The sequence below is a fragment of the Halobellus marinus genome (assembly GCF_032113415.1).
Classification (GTDB): Archaea; Halobacteriota; Halobacteria; order Halobacteriales; family Haloferacaceae; genus Haloquadratum; species Haloquadratum marinus.
Map to the genome: position 1 here is coordinate 3,583,542 of NZ_CP134946.1, position 23,542 is coordinate 3,607,083.

At 63.1% G+C, this 23,542-nt stretch carries 28 protein-coding genes, 2 tRNA genes and 2 pseudogenes; 9 read left to right on the forward strand and 23 right to left on the reverse strand.

All coding sequences use genetic code 11. From position 1 onward, the window contains the following. The 12 genes from RJT37_RS17775 to RJT37_RS17830 are packed head-to-tail and all read right to left on the reverse strand — an operon-like array spanning position 1 to position 6,859. Positions 1-399: a 50S ribosomal protein L14 gene (locus tag RJT37_RS17775; RefSeq protein ID WP_311172360.1), complete on the reverse strand. Its 399-nt coding sequence runs from the start codon at positions 397-399 to the stop codon at positions 1-3. After that, positions 399-725, reverse strand: a complete 327-nt coding sequence (locus RJT37_RS17780) for a 30S ribosomal protein S17 (protein WP_311172361.1) — start codon at positions 723-725, stop codon at positions 399-401. The genes RJT37_RS17775 and RJT37_RS17780 overlap by 1 nt, the downstream gene beginning before the upstream one ends. Further along, positions 716-1,219, reverse strand: a complete 504-nt coding sequence (locus tag RJT37_RS17785; RefSeq protein ID WP_313686575.1) for a ribonuclease P protein component 1 — start codon at positions 1,217-1,219, stop codon at positions 716-718. Before RJT37_RS17785 ends, RJT37_RS17780 begins: the two co-directional genes overlap by 10 nt. A gap of 7 nt (positions 1,220-1,226) precedes the next feature. Next, the gene (gene rpmC / locus RJT37_RS17790) at positions 1,227-1,445 is read right to left on the reverse strand and encodes a 50S ribosomal protein L29 (protein WP_311172363.1); all 219 of its coding nucleotides are present in this window, start codon (positions 1,443-1,445) and stop codon (positions 1,227-1,229) included. After that, on the reverse strand, positions 1,445-2,371 hold the full coding sequence (locus tag RJT37_RS17795; protein ID WP_313686577.1) for a 30S ribosomal protein S3: 927 nt from the start codon (positions 2,369-2,371) through the stop codon (positions 1,445-1,447). The genes rpmC and RJT37_RS17795 overlap by 1 nt, the downstream gene beginning before the upstream one ends. Further along, a complete protein-coding gene (locus tag RJT37_RS17800; RefSeq protein WP_313686579.1) occupies positions 2,371-2,841 on the reverse strand; it encodes a 50S ribosomal protein L22 in 471 nt (156 codons plus the stop codon). The genes RJT37_RS17795 and RJT37_RS17800 overlap by 1 nt, the downstream gene beginning before the upstream one ends. 3 nt (positions 2,842-2,844) lie before the next feature. Next, positions 2,845-3,267 carry a 30S ribosomal protein S19 gene (locus RJT37_RS17805; RefSeq protein ID WP_313686582.1) on the reverse strand — a complete coding sequence of 141 codons (423 nt, stop codon included), beginning with the start codon at positions 3,265-3,267 and terminating at the stop codon, positions 2,845-2,847. Next, positions 3,267-4,001, reverse strand: a complete 735-nt coding sequence (locus tag RJT37_RS17810) for a 50S ribosomal protein L2 (RefSeq protein WP_313686584.1) — start codon at positions 3,999-4,001, stop codon at positions 3,267-3,269. Before RJT37_RS17810 ends, RJT37_RS17805 begins: the two co-directional genes overlap by 1 nt. A gap of 2 nt (positions 4,002-4,003) precedes the next feature. Continuing rightward, positions 4,004-4,258, reverse strand: a complete 255-nt coding sequence (locus RJT37_RS17815) for a 50S ribosomal protein L23 (protein WP_313686586.1) — start codon at positions 4,256-4,258, stop codon at positions 4,004-4,006. After that, a complete protein-coding gene (gene rpl4p / locus RJT37_RS17820) occupies positions 4,255-5,001 on the reverse strand; it encodes a 50S ribosomal protein L4 (RefSeq protein WP_313686587.1) in 747 nt (248 codons plus the stop codon). The genes RJT37_RS17815 and rpl4p overlap by 4 nt, the downstream gene beginning before the upstream one ends. A 3-nt stretch (positions 5,002-5,004) precedes the next feature. Beyond that, positions 5,005-6,021: a 50S ribosomal protein L3 gene (locus RJT37_RS17825; protein WP_313686589.1), complete on the reverse strand. Its 1,017-nt coding sequence runs from the start codon at positions 6,019-6,021 to the stop codon at positions 5,005-5,007. A 4-nt stretch (positions 6,022-6,025) separates the two neighbouring features. Beyond that, complete coding sequence (locus tag RJT37_RS17830; protein WP_313686591.1) at positions 6,026-6,859, reverse strand: putative RNA uridine N3 methyltransferase; 834 nt, start codon at positions 6,857-6,859, stop codon at positions 6,026-6,028. 225 nt (positions 6,860-7,084) lie between these two features. Between RJT37_RS17830 and RJT37_RS17835 the strand changes: the two genes are divergently transcribed. Beyond that, positions 7,085-7,155: transfer RNA gene (locus tag RJT37_RS17835), tRNA-Gly, on the forward strand. A 394-nt stretch (positions 7,156-7,549) separates the two neighbouring features. On the opposite strand, the gene RJT37_RS17840 is transcribed toward RJT37_RS17835, so the two are convergent. Both RJT37_RS17840 and RJT37_RS17845 read right to left on the reverse strand, forming a co-directional pair. Beyond that, positions 7,550-7,768 (reverse strand): hypothetical protein, encoded by a 219-nt coding sequence (locus RJT37_RS17840; RefSeq protein ID WP_313686593.1) that lies wholly within the window; start codon positions 7,766-7,768, stop codon positions 7,550-7,552. A 115-nt stretch (positions 7,769-7,883) separates the two neighbouring features. Then, entirely contained in the window at positions 7,884-8,297 is a 414-nt protein-coding gene (locus RJT37_RS17845; RefSeq protein WP_313686595.1) for a helix-turn-helix domain-containing protein, read from the reverse strand. A gap of 332 nt (positions 8,298-8,629) precedes the next feature. Between RJT37_RS17845 and RJT37_RS17850 the strand changes: the two genes are divergently transcribed. The 3 genes from RJT37_RS17850 (at position 8,630) to RJT37_RS17860 (ending at position 9,922) form a co-directional block, all read left to right on the forward strand. Next, a complete protein-coding gene (locus RJT37_RS17850; RefSeq protein ID WP_313686596.1) occupies positions 8,630-8,908 on the forward strand; it encodes a hypothetical protein in 279 nt (92 codons plus the stop codon). A gap of 141 nt (positions 8,909-9,049) precedes the next feature. Then, a complete protein-coding gene (locus tag RJT37_RS17855; protein WP_313686598.1) occupies positions 9,050-9,469 on the forward strand; it encodes a CBS domain-containing protein in 420 nt (139 codons plus the stop codon). Positions 9,470-9,610: 141 nt separating this feature from the next. Further along, positions 9,611-9,922: an MTH1187 family thiamine-binding protein gene (locus RJT37_RS17860; protein ID WP_313686600.1), complete on the forward strand. Its 312-nt coding sequence runs from the start codon at positions 9,611-9,613 to the stop codon at positions 9,920-9,922. 59 nt (positions 9,923-9,981) lie between these two features. On the opposite strand, the gene RJT37_RS17865 is transcribed toward RJT37_RS17860, so the two are convergent. Together RJT37_RS17865 and RJT37_RS17870 are read right to left on the reverse strand one after the other, a co-directional pair. Continuing rightward, a complete protein-coding gene (locus RJT37_RS17865; protein WP_313686602.1) occupies positions 9,982-13,197 on the reverse strand; it encodes a DUF7827 domain-containing protein in 3,216 nt (1,071 codons plus the stop codon). 362 nt (positions 13,198-13,559) lie between these two features. After that, complete coding sequence (locus RJT37_RS17870; RefSeq protein WP_313686604.1) at positions 13,560-13,748, reverse strand: DUF8178 family membrane protein; 189 nt, start codon at positions 13,746-13,748, stop codon at positions 13,560-13,562. 89 nt (positions 13,749-13,837) lie between these two features. On the opposite strand from RJT37_RS17870, the gene RJT37_RS17875 reads away from it, so the two are divergent. Next, the gene (locus RJT37_RS17875) at positions 13,838-14,725 is read left to right on the forward strand and encodes a competence/damage-inducible protein A (protein ID WP_313686605.1); all 888 of its coding nucleotides are present in this window, start codon (positions 13,838-13,840) and stop codon (positions 14,723-14,725) included. 12 nt (positions 14,726-14,737) lie between these two features. On the opposite strand, the gene RJT37_RS17880 is transcribed toward RJT37_RS17875, so the two are convergent. Beyond that, positions 14,738-15,910 carry a CBS domain-containing protein gene (locus RJT37_RS17880; RefSeq protein ID WP_313686607.1) on the reverse strand — a complete coding sequence of 391 codons (1,173 nt, stop codon included), beginning with the start codon at positions 15,908-15,910 and terminating at the stop codon, positions 14,738-14,740. A gap of 140 nt (positions 15,911-16,050) precedes the next feature. Between RJT37_RS17880 and RJT37_RS17885 the strand changes: the two genes are divergently transcribed. The 3 genes and pseudogenes from RJT37_RS17885 to RJT37_RS20815 form a co-directional block, all read left to right on the forward strand. Continuing rightward, positions 16,051-18,108: a DEAD/DEAH box helicase gene (locus RJT37_RS17885; RefSeq protein ID WP_313686609.1), complete on the forward strand. Its 2,058-nt coding sequence runs from the start codon at positions 16,051-16,053 to the stop codon at positions 18,106-18,108. 52 nt (positions 18,109-18,160) lie between these two features. Beyond that, positions 18,161-18,233: transfer RNA gene (locus RJT37_RS17890), tRNA-Pro, on the forward strand. 67 nt (positions 18,234-18,300) lie between these two features. Then, a pseudogene (locus RJT37_RS20815) lies at positions 18,301-18,501 on the forward strand (hypothetical protein); the annotation flags it as partial. Between the two features lie 45 nt (positions 18,502-18,546). Here the strand turns inward: RJT37_RS20815 and RJT37_RS17895 are convergent. The 6 genes and pseudogenes from RJT37_RS17895 to RJT37_RS17925 all read right to left on the reverse strand — a co-directional run. Beyond that, a pseudogene (locus RJT37_RS17895) lies at positions 18,547-18,693 on the reverse strand (ISH6 family transposase); the annotation flags it as partial. Positions 18,694-18,850: 157 nt separating this feature from the next. Beyond that, a complete protein-coding gene (locus RJT37_RS17900) occupies positions 18,851-19,063 on the reverse strand; it encodes a hypothetical protein (protein WP_313686611.1) in 213 nt (70 codons plus the stop codon). 107 nt (positions 19,064-19,170) lie between these two features. Continuing rightward, complete coding sequence (locus RJT37_RS17905; protein WP_313686613.1) at positions 19,171-19,377, reverse strand: hypothetical protein; 207 nt, start codon at positions 19,375-19,377, stop codon at positions 19,171-19,173. Between the two features lie 146 nt (positions 19,378-19,523). Then, entirely contained in the window at positions 19,524-20,825 is a 1,302-nt protein-coding gene (locus RJT37_RS17910) for a hypothetical protein (RefSeq protein ID WP_313686614.1), read from the reverse strand. A 545-nt stretch (positions 20,826-21,370) separates the two neighbouring features. Beyond that, entirely contained in the window at positions 21,371-21,970 is a 600-nt protein-coding gene (locus RJT37_RS17920; RefSeq protein WP_313686616.1) for a hypothetical protein, read from the reverse strand. 251 nt (positions 21,971-22,221) lie between these two features. Beyond that, positions 22,222-23,232: an NADP-dependent oxidoreductase gene (locus tag RJT37_RS17925; RefSeq protein WP_313686618.1), complete on the reverse strand. Its 1,011-nt coding sequence runs from the start codon at positions 23,230-23,232 to the stop codon at positions 22,222-22,224. Between the two features lie 3 nt (positions 23,233-23,235). On the opposite strand from RJT37_RS17925, the gene RJT37_RS17930 reads away from it, so the two are divergent. Continuing rightward, positions 23,236-23,523 (forward strand): hypothetical protein, encoded by a 288-nt coding sequence (locus RJT37_RS17930; protein WP_313686620.1) that lies wholly within the window; start codon positions 23,236-23,238, stop codon positions 23,521-23,523. Positions 23,524-23,542 lie beyond the last annotated feature (19 nt).

The following is a 23,542-nucleotide window of genomic DNA, read 5'->3' on the forward strand; positions in this document are numbered from 1 at the left end:
TCACACGATCATCGTCGCTGTCGATGCGATGCTCCCGAAGCGCTCGGCCACCTCACGCGCGATCGGTCCTTTGATCTCGGTCCCGCGCGGCTCCTCCATCTCGTCGATGATGACGCCGGCGTTGTCCTCGAACTTCACGCGCGTGCCGTCCGGGCGGCGGATCGACTGCCGCTGCCTGACGATGACGGCTTCGAGCACCTGGCGGCGCATCTCGGGCGTCCCCTTGGTCACCGAGACGGTGACCTGGTCGCCGATGCCCGCCTTGGGGTGTCGGTTCTTCGTTCCACCGGAGCCCTTCACGCTGATGACCTTCAACTGGCGCGCGCCAGTGTTGTCGGCGCACGTGATGAGCGAGCCTCGTTCGAGGCCTTTCGTGACGTCGGCTTTCAGGGCCTCCATCACTCCTCACCTCCGAGGGTCTCGACCACGACGTGAGCCTTGGTCTTCGACAGCGGTCGGGTCTCCGCGATGCGTACCGTGTCGCCCTCCTCGATCTCCACGCACGGGGGTGCGTGGGCGGGGATGCGACTACGCCGCTTCATAAAGCGGTCGTACTTGGGAACGTGAACGTCGTATTCACGCTCCACGATGACGGTTTTCTCCATGTCGGTGGAGGCGACCGTGCCCTCGAGCGTCTGTCCGCGCACGGAAAGTGTCCCGTGGAACGGACAGTTCTCGTCGGAGCAGGCCTCCTCCGGTTCTTCTACGTTCAGTCCTATCGCCATAGTGTGTCACCTGCCTTCTCGGTCCGCAAGGCGGGTCGTGAGAGCAGACGTGTGCCATCCACCGTAACGTAGGCCGCGCCCTCGCACGTCCCGGATGGGGACGCCGCTGCGTCGTCCGCAGCGGGCCGACCCGACTGACCGGCTTCCAATCCGCCGGCAGTATCCGATCGGAGTTCGGACGCGGTCCCCGACGCCTTCGCGGCGTCGGCGGCTTCATCTGTATCCGTCGCTTTCGGTCCGGGCGTACCCCCCCGGGCGGGGAGCTCGAACTCCAGCGTCGAGCCGCGCTTCGGCACCTGCTTCACCCGAGTGCAGTCGGACCGACCGTCCGGGGCCGGTCCGTCGCAGTCGCTGACAGCCACGCGAAGCGTCCGCATCGTCTCGCCGACGACGCGGCCACAGATCCCGACGAGGTCGGGGTTGGGCGCGTCGGCGACGGCCACGCGGAGGCCGTTGAGTTCGTGTCGTGTCAGCGTCTCGGGTGTCAGTGCCATTGCGGTGTTACTCCTGGTCCTCGTCGAAGTCGCCTTCTTCGGCCTGGATCGTCTTGATCCGCGCGATGGTCCGCTTCAGCTCGCCGACGCGGCCCGGGTTCTCCGGGGCGCCGCCGGCGGCCTGCTGGGCCTCCATATTCAGGAGTTCCGTCTCGAGCCCTTCGAGTTCGGCGTCGCGCTCTGCGGCCGTCATGTCGCGGATCTCTTCGGGGTAGAGGATCGCCATTATTCCTCACCCTCCTCGTCGGCGGCGTCTTCCGATTCCTCGGCCTCTTCCATCTCGTCGAGCAGTTCCTCGGCTTCGGCCTCGACGTCCTCGTCGAGTTCGTCGAGGTCGGGTTCCTCGCCCTCCTCGGCGTCGCCGGTCTCGACGGGGTCCTCGTCGGTCTCGTCGATGACTTCCTCGACGACTTCCTCGTCGATGACCTCCTCAGGCGTCTCGTCGGGAACTTCGACGTCCTCGTCCTCGCCGACGTCCGGGATCTCCTCGGGCTCCTCCTCGAGGAGCGATTCGACGCCTTCGCTTTCGGCGATCTGTTCGACGGGCTCGATGTCGACGTCCTCGTGGATCTCGAAGTCGTCGGGCAGCTTCGCGCCCGGCGGAATGATCTTGACGGTCACGCCGATCGTACCGAGCTTCATCACCGCGACGCCCTGGCCCTCGTCGACGATCTCCTGGGCGGGTTCGCCGTTGTGCTTGATGTAGCCACGGTTGAACTTCTCGACGCGCGAGCGCGCACCCGTGACCTTCCCGCTCAGGACGATCTCGGCGCCGAGGGCGCCGGACTCCATAATGCGGTCGATCGTCGTGTGGCCCGCCTTGCGGAAGTACCAGCCACGCTCGAGGGCGTTGGCCAGCCGGTCCGCGACGATGCGGGCGTTGAGGTCGGGTTCGTCGACCTCCTGGACGTCGATCTGGGGGTCTTCGAGGTCGAACCGCTCTTCGAGTTCGCGGGTGACCTTCCGGATGTTCTTCCCGCCCTTGCCGATGACCATTCCGGGCTTTTCGGCCTTCAGGACGATCTGGGTCCCCATCGGGGTCTTCGCGACGTCCATCCCGCCGTAGCCGGCGCGACCGAGTTCGTCTGCGAAGAACTCGTCGATCTGCGAGCGCTGCAGTCCGTCCTCGATGAACTGGTGTTCGTCGGCCATTAGGCTTCGACCTCCTCGATATCCTCGATGATGAGTTCGACGTCGCAGACCGTCGTGTTCCAGGGGTCGGCACTGCCGAACGCCCGAGGTTTGCGACCCTGGCGTTCGCCGACCTTGTGGGCGGCGACGTGTTTGATCGTCATCGACTCGCCGTCGAATCCCTGCTCGTCGGCGTTCGACGAGACGTTCTCTAAGAGTTCGAGAAACGCCTTCGAGACCTTCTCGGGGTACCGTCCCGCATCCCAGCCGTCGATGTCGGAACGGTGTCCGACGCCGGTGTTGTGCTGTTTGAACGGGACGGAGCGTTTCTCGTCGATGACGTCGTTCAGGTACGCCTCCGCGTCCGCGACGGTCTTGCCTTTGATCTGCTTTGCGACCGCCTTGCTGTGCTTCAGGCTGATGGGCCGATCGCGGAGCATCCCCTTGGCGGTGGTCTCCGGGTCGGCCTCGACGCTGTAGTTGATACCCATAATTTATTTGAGCGGCACGAACTTCGAGGACCGGGTCGCGCCGATGCCGGCCTGGCCGTGTTCGACCGACGTCCGCGTCAGCTGGAACTCGCCCAGGTAGTGGCCGATCATTTCGGGTTCGACGCGGACGCGCTCGAAGGACTGCCCGGTGTAGACCTCGAACGTCTTCTCGACGAACTCGGGCAGCACGGGCATGTCCCGGAGGTGGGTCCGGATCGGATCGTTGGCCGTCTCCTGAGGACCGGCCTCGCGGGCCTTCTCCAGCAGCTTCTCCTGCTGGACCGACAGTCCCCGTTCGATGGTTCGCCGCTGTCGTGCGGGTAGCAGTTCCGCGACCTCCTCGAGCGACATCTCCTGCAGCTCGTCGAGCGTGTGGCCGCGGTAGGTGAACTCACCCTCGCGGCCGGTTCGGTATTCGGAACTCATTAGTTGTCTTTGCCTCCTTTGCCACCGCGACCGGTGCGCTTCGAGGCGATGTCACCGACCTTCCGTCCCGGCGGGGCGTCCCGAGAGACGGATTTCGGCTGTCCGGGGTGCTGGCGGCCGCCGCCACCGAACGGGTGGTCGACGGCGTTCATCGCGACCCCGCGGACGCGCGGCCACTTGATGCCGCGCGCTTTCATCTTGTGGTGCTTCTTGCCCGCCTTCACGAACGGTTTCTCCGTGCGGCCGCCGCCGGCGACGACGCCGACGGTGGCACGGCACTGCGGGTTCAGCCGCTTGACCGCTCCCGAGGGGAGCTTCACGATCGCCACGTGGCGGTCGTGGGTGACGAGCTGTGCGCTCGTCCCGGACGCGCGGGCGAATTTCCCGCCGTCGCCGGGCTGGCTCTCCACGTTGCACACGGGGACCCCTTCGGGGATCTCCGCGAGCGGGAGCGTGTTGCCGGGCTTGATCTCCGCGGAGACGCCGACCTGGATCGTGTCGCCGACGGCGACGCCCTCGGGTGCGAGGACGAGGCGCCGGTCGCCGTCCTCGAACTCGACGGCCACGACCGGCGCGCTGCGTGCGGGGTCGTGCTCGATGTCGACGATCTCACCGGAGATGGTGTCGCTCGATTCGTCTTTCTTGTGCGAGAGTTCGGCCTTGTAGCGGTGCGACGGCGCCCGGAACGTGGACGTGCCGCGACCACGACGCTGGCCCTGAATTCGTCGTCCCATTGTCAGAACACCCCGATCCGTGAGGCGACTTCCTGCGCGTCGTCGTCCTCGCCCAGCTGGACGGTCGCTTTCTTTTCACCTTGCGGTGTCACCTGCGTGTTGACGTCCTCGACGGACACCTCGTAGCGCGATTCGATCGCCTCGGCGACCTCGGGCTTCGTGGCGTCTAGGTCGACGATGAACTGGAGTTTGTTGTCGAAGTCCATCTCGTCCATCGCCTTCTCGGTGACCAGCGGATGCTCGATGATCGAACTCATCGGTCGGCCACCTCCTCGATCGCGCTCTCGGTGAAGAGCGTCAGCCGCCCGGCCTGCGTGCCGGGGGCGAGGTCCTCCGCGCCGACGCCGGATGCGGTGACGACGTCTGCACCGGGGAGGTTCCGCGCCGCCTTCGATGGCTCCTCGCTCGTGACGAAGAGGATCGATTTCGGGCGCGTGTACTTCCGCCCGCGGGTCTTGCCGCGGCCGGCCTTGATCGTCTTGTTCTCGTCGGAGCGCTCGATGTCGGCGTGAACGCCGAGCGATTCGAGCAGGTCGACGACCTCGCGGGTCTTCACGAGGTCCTCGAAGTCGTCGGAGACGACGAGCGGGAGTTCGACGTCGTCGTCGAACTGGTGGCCGCGCTCGCGGACGACATCTTCGTCCGCCGTGGCGGCGATCGCCGATCGGACGGCGAGTTTCCGCTCTTTGGTGTTGATGTCTTTGCCCTGGTCTTTCTCCGCCTTCGGCGGGTGCGCCTTCCGGCCCTTGACGGCCTGGGGGACGCGCCGTGCGCGCCCGTTCTCGCGGGGGACGTGCGCCATCCCGCGGCCGCTGCCGAACGATTCGGCCGGAGTTCGCAGCCCCGCGTAGGGGTCGGCACCGTACGCCTGTTTTCGGTTGGCCTGCGCGGCGACGACGGCGCGCTCGATGAGGTCCGGCCGGAAGGTCGTCTCGAAGACCTCCGGCAGGTCGAGCGTGCCGGCGTCGTCGCCGTTCAGGTCACGAATTGTTGCCTGCATAATTTATCCCTGGTTCGATTCCGTCGATACGTAGCGTACTTCGGGGTCGAGTCGCGGCTGATCGCCCGGGCGGACGGCCCCGCGGAATCGCAGGAGCCGTTTGTCCGGCCCCGGAAGCGATCCCTTGACCAGCGCGTACGGCCCGTCGACCTCGCCGTAGCCGACGAAGCCGCCGTCGACGGTCGGTTCGTCGCCGTCACCGAAGTCGATGAGGCGTTTGTTCAGTTCGGTGCGCTGGTGGTAGCCCGTCTGCCCCTGCTGGGGGACAGTCGAGCGCACGCGGGAGGGGTTCCACGGGCCGAGGTTACCGATCCGGCGCCGCCAGCCCTGACGGGCGTGCTTGCCCTTCCGCTTCTGGACGCCCCATCGCTTGACGGGGCCCTGCGTCCCTTTGCCCTTCGTGACGCCGGCGACGTCGAGATACTCGCCGGCGCGGAAGACGTCGGACAGTTCGTGCTCCCCGCCGTCTTCGACGAGGTCGAGCGCGAAGTCGACGCGCTCCTCGACGGAGCCGCCGCCGACGCGCGTCTCCATAACGTCGGGCTTCTTCTTCGGGACGTTCTTCATCTCCGCCGGGACGGTGTGGGTGATGAGGCGGACGTCGTCGACGTCGCCGGCCTCGACGGCCGAACGCAGGTCTGCGGCGTCCTCCTCGAAGGTGTTCTCGTTGGGGAGATCGAGGGTCCGATCGAGGGACTCTGCGAACTCGCCGGTCCACACCTCCGTCAGCGGCTTTGCTCCGTACGGCGTCTCTTCGTAGGCTCGAAGGGCGACGGCGCGCATCGGCGGCGTCTCCACGACGGTCACCGGGACGGCCTCCTCCATCCCTTCGCGGGGGGAGTTGGCCTCGTCGTTGACCATCATCACCTGGGTCATCCCGGCCTTGTAGCCGGCGAATCCCTGGATACCGGGTGCGCCCTCGTCGTCGGGCCACGACCGGATGCGCGGAACCTCGGTGGTCGCACGCTTGCGCGGGCTGAAGCCCATCGAACCTTTTCGTGGTCTGCTTGGTTGTGGCATGTGATCACTCCGTGAGTGTCAGGGGCGCGAGCGAGGCGAACATCGCTTCTTCGGTTCGCACTACCTCGCTTCCCTGCTGCGGAATCGTATTCAGCCAGAGGTCGAACCCCGGACCGTCAGCGGGTTCGACCGCATCCTCGACGTCGATGTCGAGAATGGCCGGAAGCCCACGACCGGGCGACCCGAACGCGACTGTCGCGCCGTCTCGTTCGATGCGGGCGGCGAGATCCGGCAGTCGCGTGGTGGTCAGCGCTTCGCCGTGGCGGGACGTCGCGATAGCGACACCCGAATCGGCGCGGTCGAGCGCTTCCTCGAGGTCCGTGTGGGACACGTCGAAGCCCGGAACGGGCCGATCGACGATCCGTGCACGGACCGGTTCTCGCGAAGAGATCCTGATGGCGACGCGTTCCCCCTCCTCGACCTCCATCGACGGAGGCACAAAGAGGGAGACCGGGTGTTGCAGTCCGCAATTGACCCGAACGCGGCCGTCAGGTCCGACCTCGGTCACGATTCCCTGTGTTAACGACCCCGAACCGTTCGATTCGGAGCCGGTCATAGACGGGACACGGAGGGGCGGCAGCACGCCGACGTACTCGAGTTCGTCGCGTCGCCCCCAGACCTCCTTTCGGAGGTCCGGCGGCGTGGCGGCGTATCGCAGCACCGTTTCGACGAACTCGCCCCCTAGGCGTCGTTCGCCTTCCCGGTCGGGGAAGACGACGAGCCGATCCGCCCGGAACACCGTCGCCGCGCGGGCGACGTAGCCGAGTTTGCGAGTTGCCTCGCGTTTGTCTTCGGCCTCCCGGACGAGAGAGGACGGCACGAGCACGGTCAGCGTCATACCGGTCCCTTCTGCGTCACGTCTAGACTGTACCACTGATACCGGAGGGGAACCTAAAAGAGTAGCGAAAGCCACCCGGGGCTGTGAGGCCGTCACACGCCGGGATGCGGCGGTTTCACGGTGTGCAAATCGTGGGAGCCTCCCCCACGCCATCACCCGGTTTCCCGCCGAGTCGCAAGTCTTATTTATCAATCCCGTCTGGTTTCGAGTGCAGACGACGGACGCGCGCTGGTAGTGTAGTGGTATCACGTGACCTTGCCATGGTCACAACCTGGGTTCAAATCCCAGCCAGCGCACTTCTCCGATATTCACCCCACGAGTGCCGAGTCTCGTCTCGGCACGGACTCGTGAATATCGGTGTCGAAGCTCCTGGGATTTGAATCAGGGAGTGAAGCGAGCGAATGCGAGCGGAACGACCGTGGTTCAAATCCCAGCCAGCGCACTTCTCTCGAACTCTACCATTCAGCGGCGCGTCTCGTCGCGCCGCGATCCTGGTCGAGTGAGTGCGACACCTGGATTTGAACCCGACGAGTCGCAGCCCGCGCAGCGAAGCGAGCAGGACCGTCTCGGCTCGGTTCAACATCCCAGCCAGCGCACTTCTCCGATACTCACCTCACAGTACCGAGTATGATACGCACTTCTGAGCCGCCCTCGAAGGGTCCGGTGAACTCTGCCAGGCTCCTCCCGTTGTTACGGGAGGAGAGAGATGAGTGATTTTTTCACCAGTCTTCGCCCCTCCTCCGTCAGTTCTCCTTTCGCTTTGCCGTTCATAATCGTCGCTGGAGCGATCGTGTACAGCGCCCACGGCATCAGGTATGACGCGCCGGTGAAGGAGATGCCGTCGAGGTGCTCGTCCGTGAGTTCGGGTGTCGTTTGCGGATATTCTCCAGCACTCGTTCCGACACACATCACCGTACAATCAGTGGCGCTGAACGGGTGTGTTTCGTGTGCTAAGACGATAATTGGTCGTTGTACGTGGGCATCTGTCGGGTCCTGCGCCCAGCGAACGTCTCCTGCTGACAGTTTACTCATTTCCGTCGTGGGTATCTGCCTCTAACGCCGTGAGTTCTGCTTCGAGCTCCTCGTCAGTCCGATCTTCGCCGAGCTGTTTCTCGGGTTCTTCGGGCGTTGTGTCCGGATCGCGGTGGTGACCGAACATCCGGTGGACTTGATCCAGACTAGAGACATACCGGTGGAGGTCTTTTCGTTCACTCAAGGCGTGGTAGTAGCCGTCCGCAGTTTTCCCGATATAGCCGTCGTCGTAGAGGCGTTTGAGTGTGGTTGTAGCGGTCCCCCGGGGAATGTCGAGCGTTTCCTTGATCTCCTGAGGGGAGTACCCCCACTCGGGGTTTTCATACAGATAGACCACGATGTCGGATTTGGTAGTGTCTGGTCGCAGGTCGATTTCGGGATCGTGATCTTCGAGGAACACAGGCATATGTAATCTGATGTAGTCGATTGTGTCGTAAAACTATTTCGCTCAGTACAGTCGATTCTGTTATCAGCCTGGTTGACTAGCGGCTTAGGTTAGCTTCTTTAATTCTCCTTGGTCATCTATTCTCAAATCTTCCTATTCCAAGACAATATCCAAATCTCCCACTATTTGTTCTCTTTCTTTATCATTCCAAATGTAGTGTCTGGGGTGAACCAGTTTTTCAAGTATTGACGATATATTTGATGGATCATCATTTAGTTCCTTGAGATTTTCTAAAACCGTGCTCTTTCTTGCACTCTCTAAATCTATACCCTTTTCTTTAGCCTCTACTGGGAATGTTGAAACCCACTTATGTATACTGCCACTACCTCATCGCGGAGGAGGGCCTGCTGGACGAGATCGACATCCCGTATATCCCGGGTACGGGTCGCGGCAGTCGAGCGCTTCTCAACGACGAGCCGGAACACCCGAACGGGTCGGATATGCGCGGCCAACAGCGGGTGTCCGGCGGTTACTATCTCCTCACGAACCTGAGTTCCGACGACAAGATGCGCTACGTCTCCGAACTGCCCGAAAAGGTGGGCCTCGAGTGTGAATTCTCGGGTGGGTGGTGAGTGGGCTCCCGACAGCGACTCGTGATCGACAGATTGCAACCGTGTTCCCGGTACTAATCTCACCGGCACATTTCCCAGCGTATAGGAAAAACCGGCAGCGATTACCTATCGGACGATTGAGATACTGATGGAGGTACAATTATGCCAGTCGAAGACCTTGCCCGGAGCGACGTAGTAACGGCCGATCCCGAGATGCCGGTCGCTGAACTCGCGGCCACGATGGCCGAGGAGTCGGTCGGTAGCGTCGTGATCACCGAGGACGACACACCGGTCGGAATCGTCACCGATCGGGACCTGACCGTCCGCGTGCTGGCGGAAGGAGTCGATCTGAGCGGGCTGGTCGCCGCCGACGTGATGACCGAGGACGTCCAGACGATCGATCGGGATGCCGGATTCTACGAGGTAGCAGACCTTATGAGCGACGAGGGGATCCGCCGCGTCCCCGTCTGCGACGGTGACGAACTCGTCGGTATCATCACGGCCGACGACCTGACGGAACTCCTCGCGGACGAACAGCAGCACCTCGCGGGGATCATCCGCGCCCAGCGACCGGCGTACTGACTACCCCGACAGGGAGGCCCGTAGCCTTTCGGGATCTCGGCCCGATAACGGCAGGAAGGCCGCGGTGAGGATCGCCCCATCGTGGTCCGCTGCCGACGCCGCCGACGAACGTTTTTGCAACCTGGGGCCGAATCCCGCAGTATGACTGTTGTCGCGCTTTTGAGCGTCGCGCCCGTGATCGAGGGGAGTATGTCCGCGGAAGTGGCGAAAGCCGTCGACGCCCTGGAGGCGTTCGACGTCGACTACGAGACGAATCCGATGGGGACAGTCATCGAGGCCGACGACGTTGGAACGCTGTTTGCGGCCGCGGAGGCGGCCCACCGGGCCGTCGACGCTGATCGGGTGAGTACGGTGCTGAAGATCGACGACAAGCGGACGAGCGAAGAACGCGCACGCGAGAAGGTAGATGTGGTGGAGGACCACCTCGGCCGGCCCGCCCGCAGCGAGGAGTAGAAATCGCGGCCGAACCGCCTGCAGCGACCCGTCGGTTGCTCCCGGCGGGGGCCGTCAGCCTACTCCCGACGCAGCGCCAGGAGCGCGGCCCCGGCGAAGGCGATCAGTCCCGCGATGACGCCGAATCCGGGCGTCGTCGTCGACGTCTGGACCGTCGGAATCTCAGTCATCGTCGTCGTGGACGTCGTCTCCGTCGTCGTCTCCGTCGTGGTCGTCGTCGGCGTCTCCGAGGTGGTCGTCTCCGCGGGCGTGTCTGACGTCGCCGTCTGGATCACCGGCTGGACGGTGCCGTCGGCGGTGGCGTCCGGCGCCGGGCCGATGTCGCTGACGGTGATCGTGTAGGTGTCACCGGGGCTGGTGTCGTTGAACGAGAGCGTTACCAGGAACTCGCCATTCGAATCGACGGTCGTCTCTGCTGTCTTCAGGAATGCCGGCCGGACGCCGTCGCCGCTCCGGACCCGAATACTCAGCTCCGTGCCGGGCGCGACGGTCGCCTCGCCGAAGATCTCCTGGCCGCTGACCTCGGTGACGTTGAACGGATCGTTGATCTCGATCTCCGGTTCGGTGAGCGAGTGGCTCGTCTCGACGCTCTCGTCCTCGCCGTCGGCCGTCAGGTCGAGGTCGTTTTCGTCCTCGCCGAAGACGGTGAACGTGGCGCGGAGGTCGTCGTCGGCATCGACCGTACCGCGCTCGGTCTCGTCGGGGTCGATGACGCCGTCCCCGTCGGCATCTTCGACGCCGTCGGGCCCGTCGTCGCCGGTCCGCGTGACCACGTAGTAGGTGTCGTTGGCCGAGTCCGCAACCACACGCGCGTTCGAGCTGTTTAGTTCGAGCACGAGCGGATCGCGGTTCGGGCCGGGATCCTGCTGGACGATACTGAACTGCCCGGCGGGGTTGTCCTCGCTCCCGTTCGCGAAGTCGAAGAACTCCGCGGTGACCGTGTCCTCGCCGCGGGCGTCGAGGGCGCCTTCGAGCCCCGACGCCTCGATCTCGTAGAGGACCGTGTCGCCGACGGCGACATCGGAGGTTTCCGTGACGTATTCGCCGGTCCCCTCGCGGATCTCTTCGGGGTCGTTGAGGCTACTGTACTCGTTCCGCGGGGCAGTCAGCGTCCGGATCGACGTCGTCGATCGCTCCTCCAGCGTGAGGAGTTGGACGTCCGTCTCGCGGCCCCCGGTCTGCGCTGACAGCGGGTACGCCTCGGCGTCGAGCAGGTTCGAGACGCCGATCGTGACCTCCCCGTCGACGATCTCGTCGTCGTCGCTCACGCTGAACAGGTCGTTCTCGCCGCTGAACGTGTCGGTTCCGAACGACGTGGCCTCGTAGGTGTTGAAGTAGACGGTCACTTCGCCGTCGCGGTCGTCACCGTCCCCATCGCGCACCGTCACGCTCGCCTCGTAGCCGGCCTCGTCGTCACCGATAGTCAGCGTCGCTTCGCGGGTGTTTTCCAGCGTGAGCGGAATGGCGACGACGTCACCGCGGGCCTCGCTGATGACGTTACTCGGCAGGAGCACCTCGGTGTCGCCCGCCTCGGTGACCTCGATCGTGTCGGACTCGACGGTGACGCCTGCTGCCGTGTCGGTCGCGCGGATCGTGTACTCGCCGGTTTCGAGGTTCAGCGATTCCGAATCGTAGCTGAAGTCGTACTCGCCCTGTCCGGAGAGGTCGACGAACCGCTCGTCGACGACCTCGTCGCTGTCGTCGAGGAGTTCGAGGCGGATCTCGCGGCCGCTCACCTGTGCCGAGACGGTCCCGTCGATCGTTTCGAGCGTCGTCACGTTTCGATCGTCGATCGAAACCGAGAGATCGAGATTCCGGACGGTGATAGAGGCGGGTCCCTCGCCGTCGATGTCGGCCTCGTAGTCACCGGTCTCCTCGCCTTCCGTGTCAAAGAGGAAGATACGGCTGTTGACCCCGGTCGATCCCTGGAAGAAGTAGTTGTCCGTGTCGTCGTCTGTCCCTTCGAGCGTGACGTCCGTCTCCGAGTTCGCCGCCACGATGGAGACGACCGACCCTTTGTAGACGTTCGTATCGTCACCGGCTCCGATTGTTGTCGGAGCAAACGTGATCGGCTTGTATTCCGGATTGTCAGGGTTCGCGAGCGAGTTTCCGTCGGAATCGACGATCCCGTCTTCGAGTCGGAGCGTCAGATCCCGACTGTCCGTCTCGTTGAGTTCGATGATCACGCGACCCTGGGCCTCGTCGACGCTGGTGACGATATCACCCGTCACCTCCTCTTCTTCGTCGACGTAGAGGCCGTAGTTGGAATCGAAGTCCTGGATGTCTTCGGAGAACGCAACTTCGATTGCGGGCGTTCCATCAGACTGGACGAACTGGATCGCACTCAGGAACTCCGGATCGCCCGGTTGGCCGCCGACGTATCCCACGGTGATCTCTTCGGTCCTCAATTCGGACCTCCCGCCGTCGTCGCTGACGTCAACCGCGACGTCGTAGGTCGCTTCCTCCTGTCCCTCGGGTACGGCGGGACTCGTCAGATTCAGGCTCCCGGCGAGGTAGGCCGACTCCGTCGACAGCTGATCGGTGTACGTGAGCGTATTGTTGCTCTCGGTCAGCGATCCGAGTTCGGAACCGGTAGCGTTCTTGACGACGACGTCGTGCGAGTTTATCGTGAACTCGCTCGGGACGTCGATCTCGAACGTGGAGTCCTCGTTCGTGTCGAGGCCGTCGATCGAGTAGTTGAATTCGTGCCGGTTCTCGGTTTCCTGGTCGACCTCAGTCGGCGAGAACCCGCCGTCGCCGATCGAGAGCGTGTCTGGAACGTTCTCGACAGTGATCGTCTCAGCTGTCGAGCCGGTCGTATCGTCGTTGTCGCTCGCGTTGACTTTGACCTGGTAGGTGTCGTCACTATCGACGGACGGACTCCGGAGCCTCACGTCACCATCGAGGTAAATGTAGTCAGTGGAGGGGTTCGCGGTGAACGTCAATTCGTTGTTGTTAACCGTTGGCGTGCTGTTCAACACCGTTCCGCTGGCGTTCGTCAGATTGACGTCTCTACTAACTAGGTCGAACTCGACCGGAAGCGACAGCGTGACCGTGGTTTCGCCGGTCGTGTTGACGCCGGTAACGTTGTATTTGAACGAGTAGGTTTCTTCCGTGTCTTCGTCGACACTGGTGGGTGAGAACGACGGTTCTCCGTTGATGCTGCTATCTACGGCGGCGACGCTACCGGCGAACGTCACGCTGCCGGCGACGACCGACAACACGACGAGTACTGCGATCGAAACTGCGCGTATCTGGGAGGTGGCTCGTGTCATAGTGAGGGGGTTCGTACTGCGTATCGGCGGCCAGTTGGTACGACCGGGCCGCAAGCGGGGACTGTCGTCGACTGCGGCCGATATCGGCGAACTCGCCTCGGTTTCGGGGGCAGATGAGGCGGCACAGCTGAGGCGTTCGAGCCGCAGAGACGGCTGTAAAAAGAATCACGCAACACTCCAACATAGGCTTTGTGTCACCCGTCGGTCAGGCTCCGCGGTGTTCGTCTGATTCCCCGCTGAATTCGGGCTATCGAAAGTGCACCGGGGCCCTTCGTCAGTATAAATCGGTTTTTCGGCTCCGGAAGGGCGTATTTGGCGACGAACAGCCCTCTCCGCTGATCACAATGCTCTTTTCGATCCGCTCAGACGGCCGGCCCGCCTTCGGAGGTCCCGACGAGCCAGGTCCCGAGGGTCAGAAGCGCCGTTCCCCCGACGAGCGCGTACGTGAAAAGCTGCGAGGAGATCGGATAGACGGCCGGCAGAAACAGAAGCGACCCGACGACCATCAGGGCGATACCGGCGAGCACACGAGTGCTGTCGAACAGTCCCATACCGGTCACTACGAGTCCGAGGATATGGACTTTCCGCTTTTCCCGCACGTCGGAGAGGGCTTAAGCCCGCGCCGTCCGAGGTCGTGGATATGGACGCGGCGATCGTCACCGTGGGAAACGAACTCCTCGCGGGCGACATCGAGAACACGAACGCGACGTGGCTGGCGAACGAACTCACCGGGCGCGGTGTCGAGGTCGCACGGATCATCGTCGTCCCCGACGAGGAGACGGTGGTCGCTGCGACGATTCGTGAGTGGGCCGAGCGGTTCGACGCCGTGCTGGTCACCGGCGGCCTCGGCGGGACCCCGGACGACGTGACGATGCCTGCCGTCGCGGCCGGTCTCGACCGCGAACTCGTCGTGAATCCGGTCGCCGAGGCCGACGTCGAGGAGACGCTGGCGCGGATCTTCGAGGAGAACCCCGACCTCGACTTCGAGCTGCGTGCGGAGTGGTACGCGTCGATGCCCGAAGGTGCAACGCCGATTCCGAACCCCGAGGGACTCGCGCCGGGCTGTGTCGCGGACAACGTGTACGTGCTCCCTGGAATCCCCGAGGAGATGGAGGCGGTCTTCGAGAACGTCGCCGACGCGTTCGGCGGCGAGGTCGCGACGCGGACGCTGTACTCGCCGGAGCCCGAGGGCGCACTCGCGAGTCACCTGGGGGCGGTCGCGGACCAGTTCGGCGTCCGCGTCGGCAGCTACCCGAACAGGGGCGCCGGGCAGACGCGGATCAAACTCACCGGCAACGACGCCGCGACGCTCGAAACCGCGGTCGAGTGGCTTCGCGAGCGGACGGATGTCGCGCTCTCGACCGGGGAGTACACGGAACGGGACAGTTATGACGACGGGAGTACGGAACAAGAGGATTCAGGTGACGAGAGTACCGGGCGAGACGATTCCGTCGACGAGGATCCAGAGCGAGACAACCCCGGCGACGAGGGGGCTACGCGAGAAGCGGAGCCCAGCGAGAGAACCTGACAGTCGGCCGTCTCACCGCGCCCTCGGGAGATTCGACCGCTCCCGGCTGGTGAGCGACAGCGTCCCGCGGGACTGGATGATGTTGAACGCCGTCACCAGATCCGTCCGCGAGATGAGCCCCACGAGGTCGCCGTCGTCGTCGACAACCGGCAGCCGGCCGACGCCGTTCTCCTGCATCTCCTGAAGCGCCGTCATCGCGTCGGCGTCCGGGCCGATGGTCGAGAGCTCGCCCGACATCACGTCTTCGACGCGGTAGGCGTCGCGTTCGACCTCCTTGACCGAGCGGGCGTCGTCGAGCGTCACCATTCCGGCCAGGCGACCGTTGCGGAGCACCGGATAGCCCGTATGCCGTTCGCTGAACATCCGATCGAGGAGTTCCGCGACGCTCGCGTTTGCGGTCACGACGTCGAGTTCGTCTACTGGCGTCATCACGTCCCGGACTGTCACGTCCTGGAAAGCTGCCTTCATCACGCTCTGCTGGGCCTCCGAGGACGCCCCGATGTAGATGAAGAAGGCGAGGGCGACGAGAAAGAGGTTGGCGAACAGCCCGAACAGCCCGAGCAGGAACGCGAACACCTTGCCGACCTCGGCGGCGATCTGTGTCGCCTGCGCGTGCGGCCGGTTGCGGGCCAGAAGCGCCCGGAGGACGCGACCCCCGTCCATCGGGAACCCGGGCAGCATATTGAACACTGCGAGGACGATGTTGGTCAATGCGAGATAGCCGACGACGAACTTCACGGGATCGAGTGCCGTCGGGAGAACGAGAAAGGCGAGATAGGAAGCGACCCCCAGGCCGACGCTGACGATCGGTCCCGCGACCGCGATCAAAAGCTCCTGCCGCCAGTCTTCGGGCATCTCTGCGAAACTCGCGACGCCGCCGAAGAGCCACAGCGTGATCGAGTCGATCTCGTAGCCGTAGTGCATTGCGACGAGCGAGTGGCCGAACTCGTGTAACAGGACACAGACAAAGAGGCCGATCGCTGCGGCCGCTCCCAGCACCCACTGCATCGAGCCTGCCGTGAGCGGTCCCTGGTCGATGACCGAACCGAAGAGGTTGTTGATGACGCCGACCAGCTGGGCGATGTCGGTTCCGATGAGCCACGCGAAAAGCGGGAGAACCAGAAGAAACGTGAGGTCCAACTTGATCGGGATACCGAACGCGCTGCCGATACGGATTCCGCGCATACCGACGAGTAATCGGGGACGGGACTTAAGTCCAACCGCGACACTCGACAGCGGTCCGGACTCGCGTCCGCCGGGCCGATCGGATCACCTTCCGGATCGCAGACGAACCGCTGAAATACCTCCTCGCCCTACGGTCAGGCGTGTCTCAACAGGTCGGCCGCGTCGATACCCTCTTCCTCCACGAGGTCGGCGACGACTTCCTCGTCGTCGTCGAGCGTGACGGCGAACGCGTCTTCCGTGCGGTGCTGGAGCTGAAGGAGACGGATGCGGGGCCCCGCCCCGCGAAGTTCCGCGTCAAGCGCGGTTCGACCGAGGACCCCCGCGACCCCAGCCAGTTCGTCGAACTTGCCCGCCGCGCGTCGCGAATCCGCATCTCCGAGCAGACGTCGAAACACCGCCGCGAGGAGCTACAGGAGATGCTCGACGGCTACCAGCAGGAGGCGCTCGTCGTCCGGACCTGCCGGTACTGCGCGTCCGACGGCCGGTACTCGCCGATCACCGAGGAGACCGCGATCAAGACCGACCGCGAACACATCTGCCCCGACTGTGCGAAACGCGAACTGGAGCGGGAACTGGACTTCTCGGCGTCCGGCCGGCTGACCGGAGCGGCCCAGGAGCGACTCGAAGATCTCCTCCTGGAGACCCAGGATCTCGACCGGATCGCGAGTCTCCTCTCCGGGGGGCTCGACCCCGACCTCACCAAATTCGACACGGTGAGCGCGACGACCGACGAGGTCGACCTCGTCGAGACGTCGACGCTCGATCTCCACCCCGAGTTCCAGCGGCGGGTCGAGGATCGCTTCGACACGCTGCTGCCGGTTCAGTCGCTCGCGGTCGACAACGGGCTCTTCGACGGACGCGACCAGCTCGTCGTGAGCGCGACGGCGACCGGCAAGACGCTCGTCGGCGAACTCGCCGGCATCGACCGCGCGCTGAAGGGCGAGGGGAAGCTCCTCTTTTTAGTCCCGCTCGTCGCGCTCGCGAACCAGAAACACGAGGATTTCGAGGAGCGCTACGGCGACGTCCTCGACGTCACCATCCGCGTCGGCGCCTCTCGGATCAACGACGACGGCAACCGCTTCGACCCGAACGCGGACGTCGTCGTCGGCACCTACGAGGGGATTGACCACGCGTTGCGGACGGGGAAGGACCTCGGCGACGTCGGCACTGTCGTCATCGACGAGATCCACACGCTCAAAGAGGAGGAGCGCGGCCACCGCCTCGACGGGCTCATCAGCCGGCTGAAGTACACCAACGAGCGGCGAGCCGAGCGGCGCGGGAGCTACGACGGCGCCCAGTACGTGTATCTCTCCGCGACCGTCGGCAACCCCGAGTCGCTGGCCGAGCGACTCCGTGCGACGCTGATCGAGTTCGAGGAGCGCCCGGTGCCGATCGAGCGGCACGTGACGTTCGCCGACGGCCGCGAGAAGCCGGATATCATCAACAAACTCGTGAGACGGGAGTTCGACTCGAAGTCCTCGAAGGGCTACCGCGGGCAGACCATCGTCTTCACCAACTCCCGGCGGCGGTGTCACGAGATCTCGCGGAAACTGGAGTACGACGCCGCGCCGTACCACGCCGGACTGGACTACGGGCAACGGAAGCGCGTCGAACGACAGTTCGGCGACCAGGATCTCGCGGCCGTCGTTACGACCGCCGCACTCGCGGCGGGTGTCGACTTCCCCGCCTCACAGGTCATCTTCGACTCGCTGGCGATGGGTATCGAGTGGCTCTCGGTCCAGGAGTTCGAGCAGATGCTCGGCAGAGCGGGCCGCCCGGACTACCACGACCAGGGGAAAGTCTACCTGCTGGTCGAGCCCGACTGCACCTACCACAACACGATGGAGATGACCGAAGACGAGGTCGCGTTCAAACTCCTGAAAGGCGAGATGGAGGACGTCCTCACCCGCTACGACGAGACCGCGGCCGCCGAAGAGACGCTCGCGAACGTCGTCGTCGCCGGCAAGCGCGCCAAGCAGCTGAACGACCGGATGGTCGGCGACGTCCCGACGAAACACGCGCTCGGCAAACTCTTAGAGTGGGAGTTCATCGACGGCTTCGCCCCCACACCGCTCGGTGATGCGGTCTGTCGGCACTTCCTCTCGCCGTCGGACGCGTTCCGGATCCTCGATTGCATTCGCTCGGACACCGAGCCGTACGACCTGGTCGCGGAGATGGAACTCCAGGACGCGTTCTGACCGACGGGTCGAACGAAATCCTTTACTCGCCTCCGGAGCGATGTTCGACTACGGGACCGTGGGTTAGCCTGGTATACTTCGGGCCTTGGGTGCCCGTGACCCCGGTTCGAATCCGGGCGGTCCCATTCTACTTATAAACAAAGAGGAATTTATTGCCGGTAGTCTCATCTGTCGTATCAGGGGGTGGTCAGCGTGGCCGCCTCGAAGAATTCAGGTGGTTCCGACAGAGATTCGATATACTCGTCTGACCAACTGCGTGACGATCTCGCGACACTACTTCTTGAGCGACTGAGCGACGAACCGCTCACCTATCTGCACAGCAGCGACCTGAGCGAACACCTCGATACGAACGCAAAGCGAGTGGGTCGAAACCTCGAAGCAGCGGCCGGACGCGCCGGTATTCGAGCGGAGATTTGGGCTCACAACGGTAACTCGACGACGTGGCTCGTCGAGGCTCTCGACCATCGATTCGAGCAGTACAGACTCGACGTTCTGCTCGGTAACGAACTCGGCAAGCGTGGCCAACGGTACCGTTTTGTCCTCGTCGATGCTAATCGTGAATCGCACGTCGATTGTGGCGTGTATGAGTTGCCTCGTGGGTTGGACACCAGAGGCGACCCCTTCCTTAGAGGAGTCAGTTGCTACTGAACTCTAGAGGACTTTGTGACACGATCCAATCTCTGGGGCCGAGTCGTTTCTGTTCGTGTGGCTACCTCTTGACTCGGTTCGACTGAGACCGTTTTCAACCGTCGAACCTGTCCACGCAGTCCCGACAGACGTGCTCTCGTCGCCAATCTTCGATGCTCTCGACTTTGAGCCCGATCTGACGGTAGTGGAAAGGGGATTTGTCGGTCTCGTGGCCACACAGCGGGGCTTCGTTCTGGTCTGGAAGGTGCAATTCGTCGTCCTCTCCTCGAATCCAGTGCTCTTCGTCATTGGGTGGTTCAGGGTGCATCTACTACCTCCAGTCGACAGTCGAGCGCGCCGGTCGACGTCTCGCCGTTCGGTTTGGTGGAATAAGACATAGTTATTCGTGCTTATAAAACCGGATCTTCGAGAATGTCACTCGAACGATTGGAGTTCGGTCTCTTCGAACATCGTCTCGTAAATTACACCGTTGGAATCGATCCATCCCAACTGTTCTTCCTCTGCCATCGTTCCGTAGATGGCTCCGTTGGAGTTGATCCATCCCAACTGTTCTTCCTCTGCCATCGTTCCGTAGATGGCTCCGTTGGAGTTGATCCACCCCAATTGCTCCTCTTCGGCCATCGTCCTGTAGATCGCCCCGTTCGAATTTATCCAAGCCATCTTTCGAGATTCGACGGTTGGCACAGGCAGTTTTATGCGTGTCGTTCGATGAGAGGACCGAGACCGAGCGGATCGAAGCAAACACGAAGCCCAGAGCGGACGTGAAGTTAGTCCTCGTACCACCCGGGAGCGTCGACAGCGCCCGGAGAGCGGTCGTATCTGACCGTTACCACGACCCGGGACCCGGTGTTCGGATGTCGGTAGGTTACCCGGATACCACGGATCCAGCCGTCGGGTTCGACGACCGCGACGGCGCGATACGCCTGCGTTTCGTGGTCGAGTGTGAGCGGGTCTCCGGTCGCAACGAGTCGGTATCGGGTCCCCCCGCCGATGGTGTGTTGCTCGACGTCTGTCTCGGTCGTGTTCAGATACCGCAATACGACGAACCGTGTCCAACTGTCGATCACCATCGAACCGTTCCGGAGGGGTCTGAGACCCCGGCGCTGGAATGTCGTCGTGTTCCCGCGTTCGATACGGAGATACACCCCGGACCCGTCAGCGAACCGCTCGATTCGCCCGGTTGTACTCGTAAGAGAGGTCCCGGTAAACTTCGTTTCCCGGACAACGTAGTACCGCGAATCGGACTCGACGTGGGCCCTGATCGTGACCGTATCGTTGGCGTCGAACCCGGACCGACGGGTGTCGAACCCGGTCAGAAACCGCGGCCCGGTGAACGTCGCCTCCATCGCGACCGGGTGAGCCTGGATTGCGTCGGTGTGTGCGCGCGCGAGGCGGTCGGGATCGCGGATGACCTCGGGTGATACGCCCGCGGTCCCAGTCGGAGTTTGCGTGGCGAGCGTTTCACCGTCCACCTGGTCGTCTGTGACGGCGCTGTCCGGCTGCCCTCCGCTATGGTTCGACACGCCACCCGGTGTCGATTCACCCCAGATGAGGACGCCCGGAACGACGCCAGCGAGCACTAGTGAGGCGACCGCGATGGCGATAAGGAACCCTGCCAGCACAGCGGCCCGCCCGGGCAGTCGTGTCGCTGAGCTGTCGTCGTGATCAGTGTCGAACTCGGCGCCGAAGTGGTCTCGATACAGTCGTTTTGCGTCCTCCCGTTCGACGGCGTAGAGGAGTTGCTGGTAGAGCGCGCCCGGATCGAGTACTGATACCCCCGACCCACAGTCGAGGTCGTCGACTGTCGGCCTGGATTGCCTGGGCAGGAGAGCAGCCAACGACTCGAAGCGTGACGGGACGACCACTATTTCGTCGACATCGCCGGCCACGGGTGGAGTTTGACCGACGTGAATCCGTTTCGTTTCCTGGCCCCGGGTCGCAACGATGAGGCGGCCGTCGCGGTCGGTGTCCCACTCTCGGGATCGCAGGACCTCGGCGACGAAAGCCGCTCGCTCGTCGGGGGGAAGCGATCGGAACTGGCTCGCAAACTGCTCGAATGGTGGCGGCACAGGTCAGTAAACTATCTGCCGCGTGTGCGCGGAGATGATCCCGTCCACTGTCGTCTGAACCCCTCGGAGTGGGGAACAAGCATTACTATCTTTTTTCGTGCATACGCCGAAAAGCCTTCGCTGAGAGGCACGACTCACAGAATCGCGAACGAGAGCGTTGGCACCGCGTCGGCGTTGACTCGCGCGGAACAGCGAACTTCGCCATCGGCTAGTTTGACTTCCTCCCCGCGCTGAAGTGCGAGGCTTTCTCCCCGCGTTTCCGTAATCCACCAGCAGGGTACCTTCGCCGACTTCGAGGGGGACAGTGGCGAGACTGAGACTGACGTGATTGCTGATCACGACGCGTGGGGCGTCGACACCGAGTGAATGTCCCGGGCACGATTCGATACGTCTGTTCGCCTCGCCGCCGCGTCTCAGCTCGATAGCGCATACGAGCACGCGCTTCCGAGTCGACGAGACGCGACACTCCTCTGTATTGCCGATCAGTTTGCCGTCCGCTCCGGTGGATTTTCCGCGTTACAGCGAAGCGCTGGACTCGATTATCACTACTCGCGCAGGGAAGGAAAGTCCCCTTCACGGGTGAACACGTACGCGGGAGAGCGCCAGAAACCCTCGTCGATGGATTCCTCATCACTCACCTTCCGCAGCTCTGTCATCTGGAACGGCTCATCGAGCCTGCGCCCGTGCTCTACGATGTACGTCGTCGTGTCGAGTTCCTCGTTGTAATCCGCATAATCATCGTCCTCGCTGATCTGCGATCTGAACTTCTCTGCCTTCTGGGATTCGGGATCAGGGTCGAGGATGAGATCTGTGATGATCCCCGTATGAGTCACCATATCGCCGGTGCGATAATAGATTGGGAGCTGGCCGTGGGCATCGAATGCAGCGGCTGCGGACACGAGCCGACTCCCGGATCGGTGTGTGATTTTGGTACGGTCGACGAGTTCCGCCAAGCGATCTGAATAGTTCTTGGAGAGAATCGCGACGTTCCGCTGCTTTCGGACTTTGCGTTGGAGACCCGACCACTGAGTCCGGTTGCTCTTTAACCTGGATTTGTCCAGTTTCTTCGCCTCCCCAAGGTGTTGCATCATCTCGTTGAGAGAGGAATCGTCCGCCGGTTCGGAGGATTTTCCTGCATCATCCATTACCTAACGTTGGGCCACTTCCGAGTATAGATGTTTGGAGGGACACGAGCCACTCCTGTGGAATTCAAATGGCTTCTCGAGGCACTCTCTCGATGAACGGTTGAATGGGAGGAATGAGACTGCGGTGAAGCCGCTAGTGATGCAATGCCCGACGAGGATGTCGACAGCCGAAGCACAATTGGGTCCGCGTCGAGAGACCATACGCGGACGACAACTGCGCTTGCTATCAGTGTCGAGTGGCTACTGTACGGTCATTCAGCCACTCGGACAACTTGCTTTCCGATGTTGTCGCCGGAGAACAGTCCGAGGAACGCATCTGGAGCGTTCTCTAGGCCTTCCACGACTGATTCACGGTGCTGGATCCGGCCGCTCGCAACCCACGTCGCGAGCTGTTCGCTCGCCTCCCCGAACCGTGTCGCGTAATCGGCGACGAGAAGCCCCTGAACTTTCGCGCGTGGCGCGATGAGTTGCGGCAGCTTCCGCGGTCCCGTCGGGACGTCCTCGTCGTTGTAGTGGGCAATCTGTCCGCAGACAGCCACGCGAGCGTCGAGATTCAGTTGCGTGAACACCGCGTCGGTGATCTGTCCGCCGACGTTGTCGTAATAGACGTCGATGCCGCCCGGTGCGGACTCCTCGAGTGCAGTTCCATAGTCGTCGGTCGCTTTGTAGTTGATCGCAGCGTCGAACCCGAGATCGTCGGTGAGCCAGCGAGTCTTCTCGTCCGACCCGGCGAACCCGACGACGCGGCAGCCGTTCAATTTCGCGATCTGGCCGACGACCGATCCAACCGCACCTGCGGCCCCGGAAACGACGACGGTATCGCCGGGATTGGGGTCGCCGACCTCGAGCAACCCGAAGTAGGCCGTCCGGCCCGGCATCCCGAGGACACCGAGGTAGGCGGGCAGGTCGGCGATATCGGGATCGACAGGGGCGACGTCATCCGCATCGAGAACGCTGTAGTCAGCCCACGTTCCCTCTCCGGTCACGAGATCCCCTGTGTTGTACTGCTCGCTGTTGCTCTCGACGACTTCGCCGACGACGCCGCCTTTCAGGACATCTCCGACGTCCCAGGGCTCTGCGTACGATTCGCTGTCCCGCATCCGGCCACGCATATACGGGTCGACAGAGAGGTACTCGACACGTACGAGCAGTTCACCGTCGGAGGCCTCTGGTAGAGGTTCGTCTCTCAGATCGAAGCAGCCCGGGTCTGGTTCGCCTGTCGGTCGTTCGACGAAGTACCAACTGCGGTTCGAGTCTTCCATATAGTGCTTCGGCTCGTCGTGTGCAAGAGACTTCGGGAGTTCGTCGACCGCGACGACGATGACCTCGCCACCCCGGGTGCGAAGATCTCCGACACCGACGTCGGGAGCATCAATCAGTACGAGGACCGAAACCCCGGTCTGTTGCCCATTCGGCGGTCCCACTTCCACTTTTCGCCCGGTCGCTTTGCTCCATCGCAAAAACGGAGGGAAGAATCCGCAGTGGTGGACTCGAACTACGCTCCAGTCGCTGCCGACGTTTTTGTCTGCTACAGAATGTCAGATCATCTATAAGCAATCCTGTGACGTATAG